The organism is Clostridium senegalense, assembly GCF_018916625.1.
Taxonomy (GTDB): domain Bacteria; phylum Bacillota; class Clostridia; order Clostridiales; family Clostridiaceae; genus Clostridium_J; species Clostridium_J senegalense.
In genome coordinates this window covers 320,970-338,766 of the sequence record NZ_JAHLNC010000001.1, presented here as the reverse complement: position 1 = coordinate 338,766, position 17,797 = coordinate 320,970, and the positions used below count along the sequence as shown (strand labels likewise).

At 28.3% G+C, this 17,797-nt stretch carries 20 protein-coding genes; all 20 read left to right on the top strand.

The genetic code is table 11. The annotated features are described in order from the left end of the window. The first annotated feature begins 12 nt into the window (after positions 1 to 12). The 20 genes from fliI (at position 13) to KQI36_RS01620 (ending at position 17,789) form a co-directional block, all read left to right on the top strand. Positions 13 to 1,326: a flagellar protein export ATPase FliI gene (gene fliI, locus KQI36_RS01715; RefSeq protein ID WP_216449402.1), complete on the top strand. Its 1,314-nt coding sequence runs from the start codon at positions 13 to 15 to the stop codon at positions 1,324 to 1,326. Between the two features lie 93 nt (positions 1,327 to 1,419). Then, on the top strand, positions 1,420 to 1,857 hold the full coding sequence (fliJ, locus tag KQI36_RS01710; RefSeq protein ID WP_010292404.1) for a flagellar export protein FliJ: 438 nt from the start codon (positions 1,420 to 1,422) through the stop codon (positions 1,855 to 1,857). A gap of 5 nt (positions 1,858 to 1,862) precedes the next feature. Then, complete coding sequence (locus KQI36_RS01705; protein ID WP_216449401.1) at positions 1,863 to 3,113, top strand: flagellar hook-length control protein FliK; 1,251 nt, start codon at positions 1,863 to 1,865, stop codon at positions 3,111 to 3,113. 42 nt (positions 3,114 to 3,155) lie between these two features. Next, complete coding sequence (locus KQI36_RS01700) at positions 3,156 to 3,947, top strand: flagellar hook capping FlgD N-terminal domain-containing protein (RefSeq protein WP_010292399.1); 792 nt, start codon at positions 3,156 to 3,158, stop codon at positions 3,945 to 3,947. 26 nt (positions 3,948 to 3,973) lie between these two features. After that, positions 3,974 to 4,369 carry a TIGR02530 family flagellar biosynthesis protein gene (locus KQI36_RS01695; RefSeq protein WP_010292397.1) on the top strand — a complete coding sequence of 132 codons (396 nt, stop codon included), beginning with the start codon at positions 3,974 to 3,976 and terminating at the stop codon, positions 4,367 to 4,369. Positions 4,370 to 4,461: 92 nt separating this feature from the next. Beyond that, on the top strand, positions 4,462 to 5,469 hold the full coding sequence (locus KQI36_RS01690; RefSeq protein WP_216449400.1) for a flagellar hook-basal body complex protein: 1,008 nt from the start codon (positions 4,462 to 4,464) through the stop codon (positions 5,467 to 5,469). 647 nt (positions 5,470 to 6,116) lie between these two features. Then, complete coding sequence (locus KQI36_RS01685; RefSeq protein ID WP_061994895.1) at positions 6,117 to 6,308, top strand: flagellar FlbD family protein; 192 nt, start codon at positions 6,117 to 6,119, stop codon at positions 6,306 to 6,308. A 12-nt stretch (positions 6,309 to 6,320) separates the two neighbouring features. Further along, positions 6,321 to 7,124 (top strand): motility protein A, encoded by an 804-nt coding sequence (locus KQI36_RS01680; RefSeq protein WP_216449399.1) that lies wholly within the window; start codon positions 6,321 to 6,323, stop codon positions 7,122 to 7,124. Further along, positions 7,117 to 7,845, top strand: coding sequence for a flagellar motor protein MotB (locus tag KQI36_RS01675; RefSeq protein ID WP_216449398.1), 729 nt, complete (start codon positions 7,117 to 7,119; stop codon positions 7,843 to 7,845). The genes KQI36_RS01680 and KQI36_RS01675 overlap by 8 nt, the downstream gene beginning before the upstream one ends. A 4-nt stretch (positions 7,846 to 7,849) precedes the next feature. Next, the gene (locus KQI36_RS01670; protein WP_216449397.1) at positions 7,850 to 8,356 is read left to right on the top strand and encodes a flagellar basal body-associated FliL family protein; all 507 of its coding nucleotides are present in this window, start codon (positions 7,850 to 7,852) and stop codon (positions 8,354 to 8,356) included. A 9-nt stretch (positions 8,357 to 8,365) separates the two neighbouring features. After that, positions 8,366 to 8,713: a flagellar biosynthetic protein FliO gene (gene fliO / locus KQI36_RS01665; RefSeq protein ID WP_216449396.1), complete on the top strand. Its 348-nt coding sequence runs from the start codon at positions 8,366 to 8,368 to the stop codon at positions 8,711 to 8,713. 37 nt (positions 8,714 to 8,750) lie between these two features. Further along, positions 8,751 to 9,563 carry a flagellar type III secretion system pore protein FliP gene (gene fliP / locus KQI36_RS01660; RefSeq protein ID WP_026022194.1) on the top strand — a complete coding sequence of 271 codons (813 nt, stop codon included), beginning with the start codon at positions 8,751 to 8,753 and terminating at the stop codon, positions 9,561 to 9,563. Positions 9,564 to 9,574: 11 nt separating this feature from the next. Next, complete coding sequence (gene fliQ, locus KQI36_RS01655; RefSeq protein ID WP_010292382.1) at positions 9,575 to 9,838, top strand: flagellar biosynthesis protein FliQ; 264 nt, start codon at positions 9,575 to 9,577, stop codon at positions 9,836 to 9,838. A gap of 18 nt (positions 9,839 to 9,856) precedes the next feature. After that, entirely contained in the window at positions 9,857 to 11,698 is a 1,842-nt protein-coding gene (locus tag KQI36_RS01650) for a fused FliR family export protein/FlhB family type III secretion system protein (protein WP_216449395.1), read from the top strand. Positions 11,699 to 11,829: 131 nt separating this feature from the next. Beyond that, positions 11,830 to 13,893 carry a flagellar biosynthesis protein FlhA gene (flhA, locus tag KQI36_RS01645; RefSeq protein ID WP_216449394.1) on the top strand — a complete coding sequence of 688 codons (2,064 nt, stop codon included), beginning with the start codon at positions 11,830 to 11,832 and terminating at the stop codon, positions 13,891 to 13,893. After that, complete coding sequence (flhF, locus tag KQI36_RS01640; RefSeq protein ID WP_216449393.1) at positions 13,893 to 15,035, top strand: flagellar biosynthesis GTPase FlhF; 1,143 nt, start codon at positions 13,893 to 13,895, stop codon at positions 15,033 to 15,035. The genes flhA and flhF overlap by 1 nt, the downstream gene beginning before the upstream one ends. Then, positions 15,029 to 15,898 (top strand): MinD/ParA family protein, encoded by an 870-nt coding sequence (locus KQI36_RS01635; RefSeq protein WP_010292376.1) that lies wholly within the window; start codon positions 15,029 to 15,031, stop codon positions 15,896 to 15,898. Before flhF ends, KQI36_RS01635 begins: the two co-directional genes overlap by 7 nt. 10 nt (positions 15,899 to 15,908) lie before the next feature. Then, a complete protein-coding gene (locus KQI36_RS01630) occupies positions 15,909 to 16,574 on the top strand; it encodes a flagellar brake protein (protein WP_216449392.1) in 666 nt (221 codons plus the stop codon). Continuing rightward, positions 16,558 to 17,289 (top strand): FliA/WhiG family RNA polymerase sigma factor, encoded by a 732-nt coding sequence (locus KQI36_RS01625; RefSeq protein WP_216449391.1) that lies wholly within the window; start codon positions 16,558 to 16,560, stop codon positions 17,287 to 17,289. Before KQI36_RS01630 ends, KQI36_RS01625 begins: the two co-directional genes overlap by 17 nt. A gap of 11 nt (positions 17,290 to 17,300) precedes the next feature. Beyond that, a complete protein-coding gene (locus KQI36_RS01620) occupies positions 17,301 to 17,789 on the top strand; it encodes a DUF6115 domain-containing protein (RefSeq protein WP_216449390.1) in 489 nt (162 codons plus the stop codon). The last annotated feature ends 8 nt before the right edge of the window (positions 17,790 to 17,797 follow it).

The following is a 17,797-nucleotide window of genomic DNA, read 5'->3' as shown; positions in this document are numbered from 1 at the left end:
AGGTGATATTAAATGTTAACTTTAAATTTTAACAAGCTAGAAGAAAAAATTAGAAATGCTGATTATTATTACAAAGAAGGAATAGTAGTAAATGTTATAGGTTTAACTATAGAAGTAAAAGGTATAAGAGCTTTTGTAGGAGAAGTCTGCAAAGTTTATAATCAGCTAAATGAAGCTGTTGAAAGTGAAGTGACTGGATTTAGAGGAGATAATGTAATATTAATGCCTTTAGGTGAATTAAAAGGTATTGCTCCAGGATGTAGAGTTCTTCCTACAGGAAAACCATTAAGTGTTAAATGTAGTGATGAATTACTTGGAAAGGTATTAAATGGACTTGGAAATCCATTAAATGAGTATGAAATTTCAACTTTTACTAATTATTCCTTAGAAGCTATGCCACCGGACCCTTTAAAAAGACGAAGAATAAAAGAAGTTATTCCAACAGGTGTGAGAGCTATTGATGGATTTTTAACCTGTGGTGAAGGTCAAAGAATAGGAATTTTTGCTGGTAGTGGTGTTGGTAAAAGTACAACTTTAGGTATGATTGCGAGGGAAGCGCAGGCAGAGATAAATGTTATTTGTCTTATAGGAGAAAGAGGAAGAGAGGTCCTTGATTTTATAGAAAAAGATTTAGGACCAGAAGGGTTAAAAAAGTCAGTAGTAGTATGTGCTACTTCTGACCAACCTGCCCTTGTAAGATTAAAAGGAGCATTTACAGCTACAGCAATTGCAGAATATTTTAGAGATAAAGGAAAAAAAGTAATTTTAATGATGGATTCAGTAACACGTTTTGCAATGGCACAAAGAGAAGTTGGACTAGCTATAGGTGAACCGCCGGCTACTAAAGGATATACACCATCAGTGTTTGCTATGTTGCCTAAATTATTAGAACGTAGCGGGATGTCTGATAAAGGTTCAATAACAGCTTTCTACACAGTGTTAGTAGATGGAGATGATTTTAATGAACCTATTGCAGATGCTGTTAGAGGTATATTAGATGGGCACATTGTTTTATCTAGGGCGTTGGCAGCTAAAAATCACTATCCAGCTATAGATATATTAAGCAGTGTTAGTAGACTTATGCCAGAAATATGTAGTAAAGATCATAAAAATGCTTCATCTAAAGCTAGAGATTTATTAGCTACTTATAAAGATGCGGAAGATTTAATTAATTTAGGTGCATATGTAGAAGGTAGCAATCCTAAAATAGATATGGCTATAAAATATAATGATGTTCTTATAAACTTTTTAAGACAAGGGATAAATGAAGAATCAAATTTTGATGAAAATGTGTCTTTTCTTGAGAATACATTTAGTCAGCTATAGAGTACAAGGTAGCTTTAAAACTTATATATTTATCAAATGATAAAATTTAAGATTTGTTTTGGTTAAGAATTGATTTTATATAAGGGGGAACCTATGTCATACAAATTTAAACTTCAAAAGCTATTAGATATAAGAGAAGAAAAAGAAGAGGGTAAGAAAAGAGAGTTTGTACAAGCTATGACTTCTCAAAACTTAGTTGAAAAGAAAATAAAGGAATTTAAAACTGATTATAATCAGTATAAAAATGTTCCTTTAAATTTAAGTACTATAGAAAGAAAAGTGATTCTTAAATATTTAAATACATTAAATATGGCTATAGAAACTGAAGAAAAGGAATTAAAAAAGAGAAAGGTAGCTACAGAGAATAAAAGAAAAGAGTTAGTACAGGCTCAAGTGGAAAGAAAAACTGTAGAAATCTTAAAAGAAAAGGATTATAAACGTTTTAAAGATGAAGAATCAATGAAAGAACAAAAGCAAGCAGATGAATTTGCTTTATATGGTCACATAAGAAAAGTTGCTGAAAGGAGGTGAAAAATATGGAATTGAATTTTTTAAATACTATTAGAAAAGATATAGTAGAAAATTTGCCACAAAAAGAAAAAAGTGTATCAAAAGATAAAGAAAACTCTAATACGTTTCAAAAACTTTTAGATAAAGGTAAGACTAATACAGATGAAAAAAAGATATCTAATAATGAAAAAGTATCTGGAAGTAATGAAGTGAAAAGCGAGAAGGTTGAAGAAAAATTAGAAGAAAAAGTTGAAGAATGTATACAAAATTTAGATGAAAATTCTTTAGAAGAGTTAAAAAAACAAATAGTAAATTTACTAGCTAAGGTATATCCAGATGAAATACAAGTTGAAAATATAAGTAATAAACAGTTAAAAGATTTAATTTGTAAATTTATCAATGATAATTGTGATTTTAGTGAAATTTTAAATAAAAATTCTTTAGATGAATCCTTAACAAAGCTATTATCACAGTTAAATATGGATGAAAACATAAACGATAGCAGTATAAAGGAACTAATTGAAAAATCATTGAAAGAAGCTATAAATTCATTTAAAAAAGAAGTAAACAATGCAGAAAATAAAGAAATGCCTAAATTAGTAGTAGATATCAAAGAAAATTCTAAAGACAGTTTAAAGGACAATACTAAGGAAAATAGCAATAAAAATAACAATGATAGTAGTAAAAATCTTTTAAAAAGTGAGTTAATTAAAGAGGATAAATTACTAGAAAAAATAAGTGGTGAAAAACAAGAATTGCCTTTAAATAAGTTTAATAATCTTTTAAGCAAAATAAGTAATAATCCAGTGGAAGACATACCGAAAGATAATTTATTAATTAATAAAACTTCTTTTAATGAGGATATTATTAAATCTATAAAGTATATGAATCTTAATAATATTCAAGATCTAGTTGTGAAAGTCAATCCTAAGCATTTAGGTGAGATTGTAATAAATCTTACTATGGAAGGGGATATGATGAAAGCTCAATTAAAAGCTGTTAATAAAGAAACTGTTGCATTACTTAACGCAAATGTAAAAGAAATTATGGACAAGCTTACAAATGATACAATAAAAATTCAAAATGTTGAAGTATCAGTTTATAACGAAGATACAACATATTTTAATGATGGTAGTTATAAAGAAAATCAATCTAATGAGAATAATAAAGAAAAAAATAATAATATTAACGGTACAGAAAATATAGATGAATCAAATTTAAATAGTGAAAGTGAAGATAAAGATTCTAATGATGATATGTTAAATGTATTAGTGTAAGTTTTGAATTATTTTACTATAAAAGAAAAGGAGGTTTTAAAAGTGCCAAATGTAAGTTTACCTAAAACTGGTAATTCTAGTTTCCAAATGGATCAGTTAAAGAAAGATAGTAAAGCGTCAGCTACAGCTAGCAAAACTGAAAGAGGAACTAATGTTGTTAAACCTGGCGATGATATGAATAAAAATATGTTTTTACAAATATTAGCTGCTGAACTTGCAAACCAAGATCCAACTCAACCACAGGATAATACTCAATATGTAACTCAAATGGCTCAATTTTCAAGCTTGGAACAAATGGCTAATTTAAATACTACTATGAGACTTTCTGGTGCTCAAGGATTGGTAGGAAAGTTTGTAGCATTAAATGCGGCTAATACTAAGGGTGAGCAAGAGGTTGGTGTGGTTCAATCTGTTTATAAAAATGGATCCAATGTATATATAACAGTTGTAACTGCTGAAGGAGAGATTAAGAGCTTTGATTATAATGATGTGTTAGAAGTTGCTGAAATAGATGATCCAACTTTAGATTATATTAACTTTATAAATGGAGCAAATTTAATAGGCAAAGATGTTGAACTTTGGGATAAAGATGTAGATGGAAAAGATCCTGAGGAAGGTAATGAAGAAGGCGATGAAGAAGAAAAGCCAGTTGAAAAACCAGAGAAAAAGAGACCTTATGGTACAGTAACAGAAATATTTAGAGATGAAGAAGGCATAAAAGTAAAAGTACATCTTAAAGATGAAAATGGTAACTTAAAATATGATGAAAATGGGAAACCAGAGATTAAAGATTATCCATTCGATTACATTATGAATATAAAAAAACAACAATAAAATTATAAAAGATTAGAGGTTTTATAATGGGTTATAGAATTATAAATGGAGTTTTGTATCCCATAGGTGATTTTAGTAATTTACAGGATAAAAAAAATATTACTAAAAATGAAGCTAAGGAAAGCAAAAGCTTTGATGATATATTTAAATCAGAAAAAGCCAAAAACCAGGGATTTACTTTATCAAACCACTCTGCAAAAAGACTTAAAGAAAGAAATATAGAACTTAGTGGTGAACTTTTAGATAAAATCAACGAAGGAATAAATAAAGCAAGTGAAAAGGGAAGTAGGGAAGCATTGATTCTTTATAAGGATATGGCCTTAATAGCAAGTATAAAAAATAGAACAATAATAACTGCTATGGAAAAAAGTAAAGATGAAATTAATGTAGTAACTAATGTAGATTCTGTAGTTCTATTATAGTAAAAAATATTAAATAAAGGCTGGACCTTTTTAGGAAGCCTTCTATCTCAATGAACGATAGATTTGAGATGAAATTAAAGGAGGAAGTAAAGATGATAAAATCCATGTATTCAGGCATATCAGGAATGAATGCACAACAAAAAAAGTTAGACGTTATAGGTAATAATATAGCAAACTCAGGAACAACATCATTTAAATCATCAAGAGTTACTTTTCAAGATACAATGCGTGAAACTATAGGGAAAGGTTCTGGACCGGTTTTAGCATTAGGAGGAAGTAACCCAAAGCAAATAGGTATGGGAGTTAATCTTCAAAGTATAGAAGTAAATACAGGACAGGGAAGCTTAAACCCAACAGGAAGACCACTAGATAATGCAATTGATGGAAGTGGATATTTTATAGTTGGAAAAGGGCCTGTAAATGGTAGTGTGAATATTACTGGTACTGGCGATGCTGAAGGTACTATAGAACCTTTTTATACAAGAGATGGAGAATTTAAAAGAGATAGTTTAGGAAATCTAGTAACACCTAATGGGTATAGAGTTATGGGGTACTATCCAGATAAGAGTGCAGCTACTGTTGCTTACGATGATACTTCTAAAAAAATAGAAGTTGAGGTTAGTGAGTTGGCTGATGGAGAAGTAGAAAGAGCAGAAGGAAAATTTGAAGGAGACTTAAAACCTTTAGTTATTCCTGAAACTGTGAAATGTGGTGATAAAGACATTAAAGTTACAGGTTTCACTATAGAAAAAGATGGGATTTTAAAAGTTTCTTTAGAAGATGGAACTTCAGCTGTAATAGGTCAAGTTGCTATGGCATCATTTGTAAATGATGGTGGACTTGAAGGTGTAGGTCAAAATATGTATGTTCCAGGTGCAAACTCAGGAAAGCCAGCCTATAGACCAGGAAAGGGATCAGATAATGAAAAAGCAGCAGCAGCTTATGGAAGTATAATAAATGGTATGCTTGAAATGTCTAATGTAGATTTAGCTGTAGAATTTACAGAGATGATAGTTGCCAGTCGTTCTTTTCAAGCTTGTAGCAAGGTTATAACAACTGGTGATGAAATACTTCAAGAATTAGTTAACTTAAAAAGATAAAAAATTAAATTAATAAGAATTTAGATTTAAAAGAAAATTAAAAAGCATTTAAAAGTTTTAATACATTGTCCAACCTGTAAATTAGTTTGCAGGTTGGATATAAAAATATAAATATTGTTATACATAATACTTATAAATAATATAAAAAGTTTAATAAATTTAGGTTTGAATGTAACACAAATATAGGGAATAAGTTTCCATTTAAATTTATTTATGAAATTTTTGTTATCAGTTGAGAAAAATAAGTGCAAATATATTTAGTTAAGAATTATGAATTATGAATTTAGGATGAAAGTGGGAACCACTTTCTAAAAATGATTTATAAAAAGATATATTGAGAATTACTATGAACGAAGTGAGTAGTAATAACCATAACTGTTAACTATTCACTATTAACTGTTAACTAAAATAATCTGTTAGTTATTGAAAAAATATTAATTTCAGTTTTCTGATTTGATAAATGATAACTTTAAAACTTAACTTGGAACACCATAAGGGGAATAACTTAAAGTTAAAATTTATTTATCAATATCTTGTTATCAGCTGATACAAATTTAACATCTTCTAAAAGTGAACAAACTATCTATTAGATGGTAATTCCTTTATTTTGTGTTTATATAAATTTGAAATTGAAAAGGGTGAGAGGTATGGTTGAAGTTACAACTTTAAATGAGAAAAAAGTTATTATAAATTGTGATCATATTGAAAAAATAGAATCAGTTCCAGACACAGTTATTACCTTAAGTAATGGTAAGGTTTATTTAGTAAAAGAAAATCGTGATGAAGTAATAAAAAAAATAATTGAATTTAAAAGAAAAATATTTTCAGGAAACTTTTAGGAGGACATAAATATGAAAAAGAACGATATGCTAACAATTATTGGCCTTATCGTAGCATGGGTGCTAGTTATTTATGGAATAATGGATGCAGGAGGTAATGCCAAGATATATATAGATGTAGCGTCTATTGCTATAACTGGAGGTGGATCTATAGGTGCAGTATTAATATCTTATGAAATGAAAGATATTAAAAGACTTGGAAAAGTTATAGCAAAAGCATTTAAAGAAGATGCTAGTTCTAAAACAGATATAGTATTGAATTTTACAGAGATGTCAAGAAAAGCAAGAAGAGAAGGGTTATTATCATTAGAAGATGATATCTCATCTATAGAAAATCCATTTACAAAAAAAGCATTAAGCATGGTAGTTGACGGAATAGAGCCAGAAGCAATAAAAGAAATAATGGCATTAGAAATTGAACAATTAGAAACTAGACATTCCCAAGGCTCAGCAATGCTGAAATCATGGGGAGCATATGCTCCAGCTTTTGGTATGTGTGGTACGCTTATAGGACTTATACAAATGCTATCAGACATGAATGATGCTGATGCTTTAACAAAAGGTATGGGTGCAGCACTTATAACTACATTTTATGGTTCATTAATCGCAAATTTAATTGCATTGCCTTTAGCATCAAAATTAGATAACAAAACAGCTTTAGAAGTTGCAAATATGGAGATGATAGTTGAAGGAGTTATTGCAATACAATCTGGTGCAAACCCAAGAATTGTTGAAGATAAATTATTAGCATACTTATCACCGGCAGAAAAAGAAACATTTAAAGTTGAATCAGGTGGTGAGGTAGATAATGGCTAGAAAAAGCAAAAAGGATATGAGGACTGATGAATGGCTTGGAACTTTTGCAGATACTATGACTCTACTTTTAACATTCTTTGTTCTGTTATATTCTATGTCAACAGTAAATGAACAAAAGTTTATGCAATTGTCTAATTCTTTCCAGCTTATGTTTAATGGTAGTTCCTCACAAAATGTGTTAGATTTTAATACATCTAGTGGAGAGGTTCCGATTGTTGGACAACCTGAAATTACAGAAGGTGAAAAAAATAGCAGTCAACATATGCAAGATAATGTATATGAACAGGTTATGGAAATTATAATGGAAAATAATTTAAAATCAGATGTAAATGTTTATGAAGATGAACAAGGTATAAACATTCAAATGAAAGAGACAGTTCTTTTTAATTCTGGAAAGGCGAATCTTTTACCTGAAAGTAAAGAAATATTATCAAAAATTAACACAATAATATCTAACATGAATAATAAAATAATTATAGAGGGACATACAGATAATGTACCTATAAACAGTGATATATATCCTACTAATTGGCATTTATCTTCAGCAAGATCTATAAGTGTAATGCAGTATTTTATAAATGAAAAAGGGAATAAAAATCCAGAAAGATTTATGGCAGTATCTTGTGGTGAATATAGTCCTATAGTGCCTAATGATAGTGATGAGCATAGAGCTCAAAATAGAAGGGTAAATATAATTATTGTTACAAATAAAAAGGAGTAGAATTATGGCTAAAGAAAAAAACAAAAAAGAAAATATTGAAGGTAGTGAAAACAAAAAGAGCAATGTATTAAAAGTTGTCTTAATTATACTTTTATTTTTAATATTAGCTGGTGGATGTATGTTTGCAGGATATTTTTTTGGCACAAAAGATGATGTTCCTGTAAGTGGAAATGGGCAACAAGTAATTAGTAATAATTCACTAAAAAATGAAGGATATTATGATTTAGATGAATTCTTAGTAAATTTAGCAGACGAAGGTAAACCAAGATATTTAAAGATAAAAATTTCATTAGGATATGATGAGAAAAACAAGGATTTACTACCAGAAATAGAAAAAAAGAAATCTGCAATTAGAGATTCAATAACAAATACTTTAAGAACTAAAAAAACTACTGATTTATCTCCAGAAGGAGAGGAACAGTTAAAGGATGAATTAATCACAAGAATTAATGAATTATTGAGTACAGGACAATTATACAATGTTTATTTTTCAGAAATATTAGTTCAATAGAGGTTTAGTATGGAAAGTGAAATTATAAAAAGCTTTCTACAACTTATAATATTTTTACCATGTATACTGATTCTCATATATTTACTTGGAAGAGTTACTAGTAAACTTTATGTAACTCCTCCAGGAAAATATATGAAAGTTATAGAAAAACTCTCTTTATCAAAAGAGGGTTCAATTTTAATAGTTAAAATTGGTGAAAAAGTGTGTGTAGTAAGTTCAACTAACAATGAAATAAGAATTCTAAGAGAATTAAATGATGACGAGATAAAGCTTTTAGAAGAAAAAAATAACAGCTATGAAGAAAGTATAAAAAAATATAGTGATATATGGAAAAATATACGAAAAAACAAAAAGTAATATTCTAAGAAAATTAAAATATAAAAGAGGAATTTATATGAAAAATAGACAAAAAAAATATGTTACCACAATTATGTTGGCGTTAATAATTTCCTTTATAGGATATAAGGCAGTAAGTGCAGCACCTAATAATACAATACCAATTCCTAATATAAACATTGATTTTAAAGGTGGAGAAAATCCTACTGATTTTGTAGAAAATATAAAGATATTATTAGCATTAACAGTACTTACATTATTACCATCAATAATAATAATGACAACAGGTTTTGTAAGAATTGTTACTGTATTATCTATATTAAAAAATGCTATAGGGATTCAGCAATCTGTTCCAAGGCAGGTTATAATAGGTCTTTCACTTTTCCTTACGTTTTTTGTTATGGCGCCTACAATCACAGATATTAATAATAACTCAATAAAACCTTATATGGAGAACAAAATTACCACTGAAGTGGCATACACTAATGCGATAAATCCAATGAGAGATTTTATGTTAAGGCAAACACGAACAAAGGATTTAAAATTATTTTTAGAAGTAGGTAATCTTGAAGATACAGTAAAATATGAAAAAGGAAAAGATAACTTAGAAGTTCCAATATATGACGATGTTCCTCTTTATGCTATAATGCCAGCATTTATGATAAGTGAATTAAGAACGGCATTTGAAATAGGATTCTTATTATTTATTCCATTTTTAGTAATTGATATAGTTACTTCAAGTGTACTTATGGCAATGGGTATGTTTATGCTATCACCAGTAATGATATCATTACCGTTTAAATTGTTATTATTTGTACTGGTAGATGGTTGGAACTTAATAAGTCAATCATTGATTATGAGCTTTAAGTAAGGAGTGATTATATGTCAGAAAATTTGGTTATAGCACTTATGAGAGAACTTATAAAAACTTCGCTTATTTTAGCAGGGCCTATGCTTATTACAGCAACAGTTGTAGGACTTGTTATAAGTATTTTTCAAGCTACTACTCAAATACAAGAGCAAACTTTAACCTTTGTACCTAAGATAGTTGCAGTTGCATTGGTTGGATTATTAACAGCAGGATTTATGGGAAATACTATGATATCTTTTACGAAATATATTTTTTCAGTAATTTCTAATATATAACCTTAGGTGGGATAAGTTTTGATAGAATCAGTGAATTTACAACAATTTTTAATATTTATACTAGTATTTACAAGGTTAACATCTTTTATATTTTATGTGCCATTATTTTTCCCAAGTGGTGTTCCACAAAGATATAAGGTAGTTTTATCTTTATTACTAACATTTGTAATGGTACCTATAATCGGAAAAAATGCACCTGAAATTAACAATAATTTATATTTTATAGTTTTAATATGTAAAGAAATATCAGTCGGATTATTGTTAGGGTTTATAACTACTATAGTTTTTCAGATTGTACAAATGGCAGGTCAGTTTTTAGATTTTCAAGTTTCCTTTTCTATGTCAGCAGTATTTGATCCATTGTCAAATGAGACTGCTACAATATTAGGAAGATTTTTTTATATGCTATGCATGATTGTATTTATATTAATAGATGGACATCATTTAGTTATAGCTTCTTTGGCAGAAAGTTTTAACTTAGTAGGAATTGGAGCATTAAGTTTTAAACCAGAAATTTTTACATATATGATACATGTTATTATAGAATTTTTTTATATAGGATTTAAAATGGCAGTGCCTATAATTTTTATAATAATAATTACAGATTTCACTTTAGGTTTAGTTGCAAGGGTAATGCCACAACTAAATATAATGATGCTAGGTATTCCTATAAAGATAATGCTTGGACTACTTACAGTATCCTTATCGGTGCCAGTATTAATGAAAATGATAATTAACAATTTAGATCAGATGTCTCAGGCTATTAAAGGACTATTTGATGTATTACCATGTATATTAGTATTTTTTGCAAGCGAAGGTGGAGAAAAAACAGAAGATGCTACTCCTAAAAAGAAAAGTGATGCTAGAAAAAAAGGTCAAGTAGCAAAGAGTAAAGAATTTACTTCTGCCATAGGGCTTTTAGGTGTTACCGCAGTAGCTATGTTTTTTCTTGAGGGAGTTTTAAATGGACTTAAAGAAATACTTATAATGTTTTTTTCTCAGTATACCAATATGGAGTTTACTTTAAACAATGTAAGCGGAGTTGTAAAAGTTGTAATTATAAAAATACTTATTATATTTTTACCAGTAGCATTACCAATAATGGTTATGGGAGTAATTGCAAACATTGCTCAAGTAGGCAAAATGTTTACTAAAGAACCATTAAAGCCAAAGTTTGAAAAAATAAATCCTATAAAAGGATTAAAGAATATGTTTTCAATAAAAGCTATTATAGATTTATTAAAAAACATAATTATCATAATTATTATCGGATATGTTGGTTATAAGTTTATAGAATCAAATTATTATCGTATATTAAATTTTACTAATTTAAGATTTGTAGCAATGACTTATGCATTAGGGGACCTTATAGTAGATATTTTGAAAAAAGTAAGTTTAGTAATGATTGTAATTGGAATAGCAGATTATGGGTATCAAAAATATAAGTTTAAAAAAGATTTAAGAATGACAAAGCAAGAAGTAAAAGAAGAATTTAAACAACAAGAAGGAGATCCTATTGTTAAGGGGAAAAGAAGGCAAAAGCAAAGAGAAATGGCTATGCGAAGAATGATGCAAGACATACCGGATGCTACAGTGGTAATAACTAATCCAACTCATATAGCAATAGCATTAAAATATGAGGAGAATAGTGGAGTTGCTCCTAAGGTCATAGGTAAAGGAGCAGATAATATAGCGATAAAAATAAAAGAAATTGCCAAAAACAATGATATCCCAATTATTGAGAATAAACCTTTAGCACGACTTATATATAAAGAAGTAGATTTAGGATTGGAGATTCCATATAACATGTATCAATCAGTAGCAGAAATTTTAGCTGTTGTTTATAAAATGAAAAAGTAAAAAGATATTAAATTTTCTCATTTGATAAGTGCGTAAATTTAAAAGTCAATTTATAACCCTATAGATTATTAAAATTATATTAAACATTAAGAAAGTTTCATAATGTTTAAATTAAAGTAGAGGATGATGGCATGGAGGCTTTAAAGAAATTTGATTTAAAAAAGAATATAGATATTATTATAGCTTTTGGTGTTATAGGAATTGTTCTTATGATTATAATTCCATTACCACCACCAATACTTGATATGCTTTTAGCAATAAATATTACTTTATCTGTTATTATTATACTAATTACAATGTTCACTACTAGTATATTACAGCTTTCAGTATTTCCAACATTGTTATTGGTAACAACATTGTTTAGATTAGCACTGAATATGTCCTCAACAAGGCTTATATTAGGTGAGGGATATGCAGGAAATATTATTGAGACCTTTGGACAATTTGTTGTTAGAGGAAACTATTTTGTAGGTATCATAATGTTTTTAATAATAGTAATTATTCAATTTGTTGTTATTACAAACGGTGCAGGTAGGGTATCGGAAGTATCAGCAAGGTTTACTCTTGATGCTATGCCAGGTAAGCAAATGAGTATAGATGCTGATTTAAATGCAGGTATGATATCAGAGGAAGAAGCAAGAGTAAGAAGATCAAATCTTCAAAAAGAAGCGGACTTTTATGGAGCTATGGATGGTGCATCTAAGTTCGTAAAAGGCGATGCAATAGCAGGTATTATAATAACAATAATAAATATTGTTGCAGGAATAACAATAGGTGTATTAATGAATGGACTTACTGCATCAGAGGCAGCAAGTAAATATGTAATATTAACTGTTGGAGATGGTTTGGTATCTCAAATACCAGCACTATTAATTTCAACTTCATCAGGTATACTAGTAACTCGTTCCGGTAGCGATGAAAACTTTGGTAAGCAATTAAGTGGACAAATTACAGCCTTTCCAATGGTTATAGGAATGGCATCAGTAGTACTTTTTATTTTATCATTAATACCAGGAATGCCTAGAATAGTATTTATGCTATTAGCAGCAGGTACTGCATACAGTTCATATCTTTTATTTGAAGATGAAAAAGAAAAGACTATAAAAGAAATTGAAATGGAAGAACAAGAAATAATAGAAACAGAAAAAAAGGAACCAGAAAATGTTATGAATTTAATTTCTGTTGAACCTTTGGAAATAGAAATAGGTTATGGATTAATTCCTTTAGCAGATGATGCCGCTGGTGGAGATTTAGTTCAAAGAATATCTTCTGTAAGAAGGCAGTGTGCTATAGAGATGGGAATAGTTGTACAACCTATAAGAATAAGAGATAATTTAAGATTAAAAAGCAATGAGTATGTAATAAAAATAAGAGGAACAGTTATAGAAAAGGCAGAAATTATGCCTAATATGTTTTTATGTATGGATCCAACTAGTGAAAGTATAGATATGGCTGGAATAAACACTATAGAACCTACTTTTGGAATACCAGCAGTATGGATTAACAAAGATCAACGAGAAGATGCAGAAATTAAGGGGTTAACAGTTGTAGATCCGACAACAGTTATGATAACTCATTTAACAGAAACTATAAAAGCTCATTGTCATGAACTTTTAGGACGACAAGAAACAAAAATGATTTTAGATTCTGTTAAAGAAAAATATTCTACAGTAGTAGAAGAATTAATACCAGATTTAATGACTATAGGTGAGGTACAAAAAATTCTTCAAAACCTTTTAAAAGAAAGAGTATCAGTAAAGGATATGGTAACTATATTAGAGTCATTAGCTGATAATGCTAGAAATACTCAAGATATAGAGATACTAACTGAATATGTAAGATTTGCACTTTCAAGAAGTATATGTAGTGAACTTGTTGATGAAAGAAAGTCTATAACCGTAGCAACAGTAGATTCAGAGTTAGAAAATATTATAGCTAATAGTATTCAAAAGTCACCACAAGGTTCTTTCCCTGCATTAAATCCGGACATTACAACAAAAATATTTGGTGCAATTAAATTAGTGTTAGATAGCACTTATTTTAATAATAATATACCAGTAATGTTAGTGTCTCCTAAAATAAGACCGGCACTTAGAAAACTCATAGAAATGGTGTTTCCTCAAATTATGGTATTGTCTTTAAATGAAATCCCTAATGATGTAGAAATAAAAGCAGAAGGAGTTGTTTCATTGTAATGATAATAAAAAAATATACAGCCAATAATGTAAATGAGGCTTTAGGAAAGATAAGGCAAGAGCTTGGAAAAGATGCAGTGATAATTAGTCAAAAAAAAATAAGAAATCCTGGTATAAAAGGATTATTTTCTAAAAAAATAGTAGAAATAACTGCTGCAGTAGAGTCCCAAGATAATAAAAAAAGTGTTATGGAAGATATAAGCAAAAAAAATCTACATGTATCAGATAATATACAGAATGATTTATTAGAAGCACTAGCAGAGAGAGCAAGTACTAAGGAAAAAGAAAAATATGAACCTAATAATAAGACAGATAATAGTGAATTATTAAGTGAGATGGAACAGATAAAAAATATGATAAATACTCTAGTTTTAAATAAGGAAGATAGTTTTGAAAATAAAACAGAAAAACACTTAGAAAAACAGGATATATCAAGGGAAATAATAGAATACTTGTTGCTAAAAGTGAAGGATATTGATGATAAAGAAAAATTAAATAAAATAAAAGAGTTAATAAAAGAAGAGATAATATTAGAAGAAAACTATTTAGATAAAATTATGGTGTTTGTAGGACCTACCGGTGTTGGAAAAACAACAACAATAGCAAAGTTAGCAGGTAAATTAGCACTTTTAGAAAAGAAAAATGTAGGTCTAATAACAATAGATACTTATAGAATAGGTGCCGTTGAGCAATTAAAAACATATGCAGAAATAATGAACATTCCTTTTAATGTAGTGTTTAATTTGAAAGATATGGAAAGTGCAATAAAATCTATGGAAAATTGTGATGTTATATTAATTGATACTACAGGAAGAAGCAGTAAAAATACAATGCAATTATCTGAACTAAGAGCTTATGTGGAAAAATCCAATGCTAAAAATATTAATTTAGTTTTAAGTTCTAGTGTTAAAAATACAGATATAAAAGTAATAGCTGATTCCTATAGAAATTTAGGTGTTAATAGGGTTGTAATAACAAAATTAGATGAAACATCAACTTATGGTTCTATATTAAATATATTAAAAGAAGTTAATGTACCATTAAGTTTTATAACTACAGGTCAAAATGTTCCAGAGGATATAAAATTTCCAAGTAAGGAGGAGCTTTTAAGTTTAATAATGGGAGAGAATAGCATATGTTAGATCAAGCATCTAAGCTTAGAGAATTAGCAAATGAGAGTAATAAAATAAAAAAAGATAAAAGTTTATCAACTAAAATAATAACAGTTACGTCAGGCAAAGGTGGCGTTGGTAAAAGTAATATAGTAGTAAATTTAGCTATATGCCTACAAAAAATGGGCAAAAAAGTTCTAATATTTGATGCAGATATAGGTATGGGAAATGATGATATTTTAATGGGGTGCTTTCCAAAGTATAACATATTTGATATTATATTCAATGAAAAGGATATTACTGAAATTATAGTAGAAGGTCCATTAGGAGTAAATTTAATATCTGGAGGATCAGGTCTTGGAAGAATGGATGATTTAACAGATATACAACGACAAAAATTTTTGAAGAATTTAGAAGGGTTAAGAGGATATGATTATATATTGATGGATACAGGTGCAGGAATTAATAAAAGTGTTTTATCTTTTATATCTTGTAGTGATGATTTCATAGTTGTAACTACACCGGAACCAACATCTTTAACAGATGCGTATAGTCTTATAAAAGCAGTAAGACATTTTAATATTAAAGATAATGGAAATATTATTGTAAATAGGGTATTAGATAATATAGAAGGTGAAAATACGTTTTTAAAACTACAAGGCGCAGCAGAAAGATTTTTAGATGTAAAGTTAAATTTTTTAGGAAAGCTTTCTGAAGACAGTAAACTATTGAAATCTGTAAGGGCACAAAAGCCAGTATATATAGGGTATCCTAACTCATATATTAGTAAAGATATAGATAATATAGCCATGAAAATGGAAGGACTTCTTATTAAAGAAAATAATTCAGGTATCCAAAAATTCTTTAAAAAAATTTTTAATATTATATCATAGGGGGAAGAAAATGAGCATTAATATAAAATTTCATCCAAATACCATACTAGAGGTTTTAACAGAGGAAGGTTATGCTAAAACTACAATTCAAGAAGTTGAAGAAGATACAATAGCAATATTTATACCAACTATAAACAATACTTATTTAACGATGAGACCAGATGAAAAATATGAAGTTATTTATAATGATAGAAAGGGTAAAGTTTATAAATTTAAAGTTGATGTTGTTGGAAGAAAGTATGATGAAGTTCCACTGGTGATATTAGGACAACCATATGATATTAGAAAAATACAAAGACGAAAATATGTAAGAATTAGCCATACAGGTATAGTAAATTATTATATAACTAAGAATTATCCTAAAAATAAACTTAATAGTTATGATATTTTAGATTTTAAAGTTGGATATACAGTAGATTTAAGTGGTGGTGGATTGAAAATTAGAATAGCAGAAAAACCACAATTGAAAGATTATATTATAATGCATTTAAATGTAACGGAAGAAATTATAGTTTTAGGGCAAATAGTAAGAATAGAAGAAGACTATGAGAATAAATATGTTTGCGGAGTAGATTTCTTAGAGATAGAAGAACAGGAAAGAGAAAAAGTCATTAGATATATATTTATGGAAATGAGAAGAATGCTTAAGACTTCGGGAGGTGACAATTTTGAATAACCAAACTGAAAAGAAACATGTAGTTGAACAATATATTCCATTAGTAAAGTATATTGCATCAAGAATTATTATGGGTAAAACCAAATATGTAGAATATGAAGATTTGGTAAGCTATGGGATGATAGGACTTATGGACGCATTAAATAAGTTCGATGAGAGTAAAGGTATGAAATTCTCTACCTATGCAGCTATAAGAATAAAAGGATCAATGATAGATGAGTTAAGGAAAAATAGCCCCATATCTAAAGGGGCTATGGACAAACTAAATAAATATAATGAAGCTGTAGAAAATTTACAAAACAGATTTTTAAGAGAACCAAATAGTCAAGAAATTGCAAAGGAAATGGGTATATCCTTAAGTGATCTTACTAAAATAGAAAACTATATAAATTATATATCGATTGTTTCTTTAGAAAGTTTAATGTTTAATGACGATGATGACATATCTTTAATAGGAACAATTGAAGATAAAAAAATAATAGGACCAGAGAAGTCCTTAGAACAAAGTGAATTAATAGAATATCTGGGGAAGGCAATAGACTTATTAAGAGATAAAGATAGACTTATAATTACATTATATTATTATGAAAAACTTACGTTAAAAGAAATAGGAAAAATATTAGAAGTATCAGAATCAAGAGTTTGTCAATTGCATAGCAAGGCTATAATTAATTTAAGAAAAGCACTAAAAAAGTTGAAATATGAAATTTATTAAGGGAGTAAAAAATGCTAATAATTTTAGTTTTCGTAGCAAGTATAATTATAATTTTCAGTGTAAAGGATTTAAAAAAGAATAAAAATTTCTCTCAAATATTAAATGAAACTGAAGATTCATTAGATGATATAGATGTAAAAATAGGAAAATTAAGAAGAGAATTTAGTGAAACAATATTAAACCTTCAATTAGAAATTGAAGATTTAAAAAATATTGTTGAAAAAGATTGTAGTAAAGAAGATGTTATTAGATACGATAAAATAAAAGATGAATATATTACTAAAAATGAGATTTATTCAACTAATAAAAATATGAAAAATATTGAGTTTAACATAGAAACTAATAGTAATAATTGTACAGTTAGTTTAAGTGAAAATAGTGTAAAAGTTGAACAAATAAAAACGCTTTATAGTCAAAACTTTTCTGTAGAAGAAATAGCGGACAAGCTAAAACTTGGAAAGGGGGAAGTACTATTAATAGAAGAATTATATCTAAAATAAAAAATACA

What these genes read in the sequence shown, in the direction of transcription:
- KQI36_RS01635 (WP_010292376.1), top strand. Translation starts at nt 15,029, where the DNA reads ATGTTAGATCAAGCATCTAAGCTTAGAGAATTAGCAAATGAGAGTAAT.
- fliI (WP_216449402.1), top strand. Translation starts at nt 13, where the DNA reads ATGTTAACTTTAAATTTTAACAAGCTAGAAGAAAAAATTAGAAATGCT.
- flhF (WP_216449393.1), top strand. Translation starts at nt 13,893, where the DNA reads ATGATAATAAAAAAATATACAGCCAATAATGTAAATGAGGCTTTAGGA.
- KQI36_RS01695 (WP_010292397.1), top strand. Translation starts at nt 3,974, where the DNA reads ATGGGTTATAGAATTATAAATGGAGTTTTGTATCCCATAGGTGATTTT.
- KQI36_RS01685 (WP_061994895.1), top strand. Translation starts at nt 6,117, where the DNA reads ATGGTTGAAGTTACAACTTTAAATGAGAAAAAAGTTATTATAAATTGT.
- fliJ (WP_010292404.1), top strand. Translation starts at nt 1,420, where the DNA reads ATGTCATACAAATTTAAACTTCAAAAGCTATTAGATATAAGAGAAGAA.
- fliQ (WP_010292382.1), top strand. Translation starts at nt 9,575, where the DNA reads ATGTCAGAAAATTTGGTTATAGCACTTATGAGAGAACTTATAAAAACT.
- KQI36_RS01680 (WP_216449399.1), top strand. Translation starts at nt 6,321, where the DNA reads ATGAAAAAGAACGATATGCTAACAATTATTGGCCTTATCGTAGCATGG.
- KQI36_RS01670 (WP_216449397.1), top strand. Translation starts at nt 7,850, where the DNA reads ATGGCTAAAGAAAAAAACAAAAAAGAAAATATTGAAGGTAGTGAAAAC.
- flhA (WP_216449394.1), top strand. Translation starts at nt 11,830, where the DNA reads ATGGAGGCTTTAAAGAAATTTGATTTAAAAAAGAATATAGATATTATT.
- KQI36_RS01630 (WP_216449392.1), top strand. Translation starts at nt 15,909, where the DNA reads ATGAGCATTAATATAAAATTTCATCCAAATACCATACTAGAGGTTTTA.
- KQI36_RS01705 (WP_216449401.1), top strand. Translation starts at nt 1,863, where the DNA reads ATGGAATTGAATTTTTTAAATACTATTAGAAAAGATATAGTAGAAAAT.
- KQI36_RS01675 (WP_216449398.1), top strand. Translation starts at nt 7,117, where the DNA reads ATGGCTAGAAAAAGCAAAAAGGATATGAGGACTGATGAATGGCTTGGA.
- fliP (WP_026022194.1), top strand. Translation starts at nt 8,751, where the DNA reads ATGAAAAATAGACAAAAAAAATATGTTACCACAATTATGTTGGCGTTA.
- fliO (WP_216449396.1), top strand. Translation starts at nt 8,366, where the DNA reads ATGGAAAGTGAAATTATAAAAAGCTTTCTACAACTTATAATATTTTTA.
- KQI36_RS01620 (WP_216449390.1), top strand. Translation starts at nt 17,301, where the DNA reads ATGCTAATAATTTTAGTTTTCGTAGCAAGTATAATTATAATTTTCAGT.
- KQI36_RS01690 (WP_216449400.1), top strand. Translation starts at nt 4,462, where the DNA reads ATGATAAAATCCATGTATTCAGGCATATCAGGAATGAATGCACAACAA.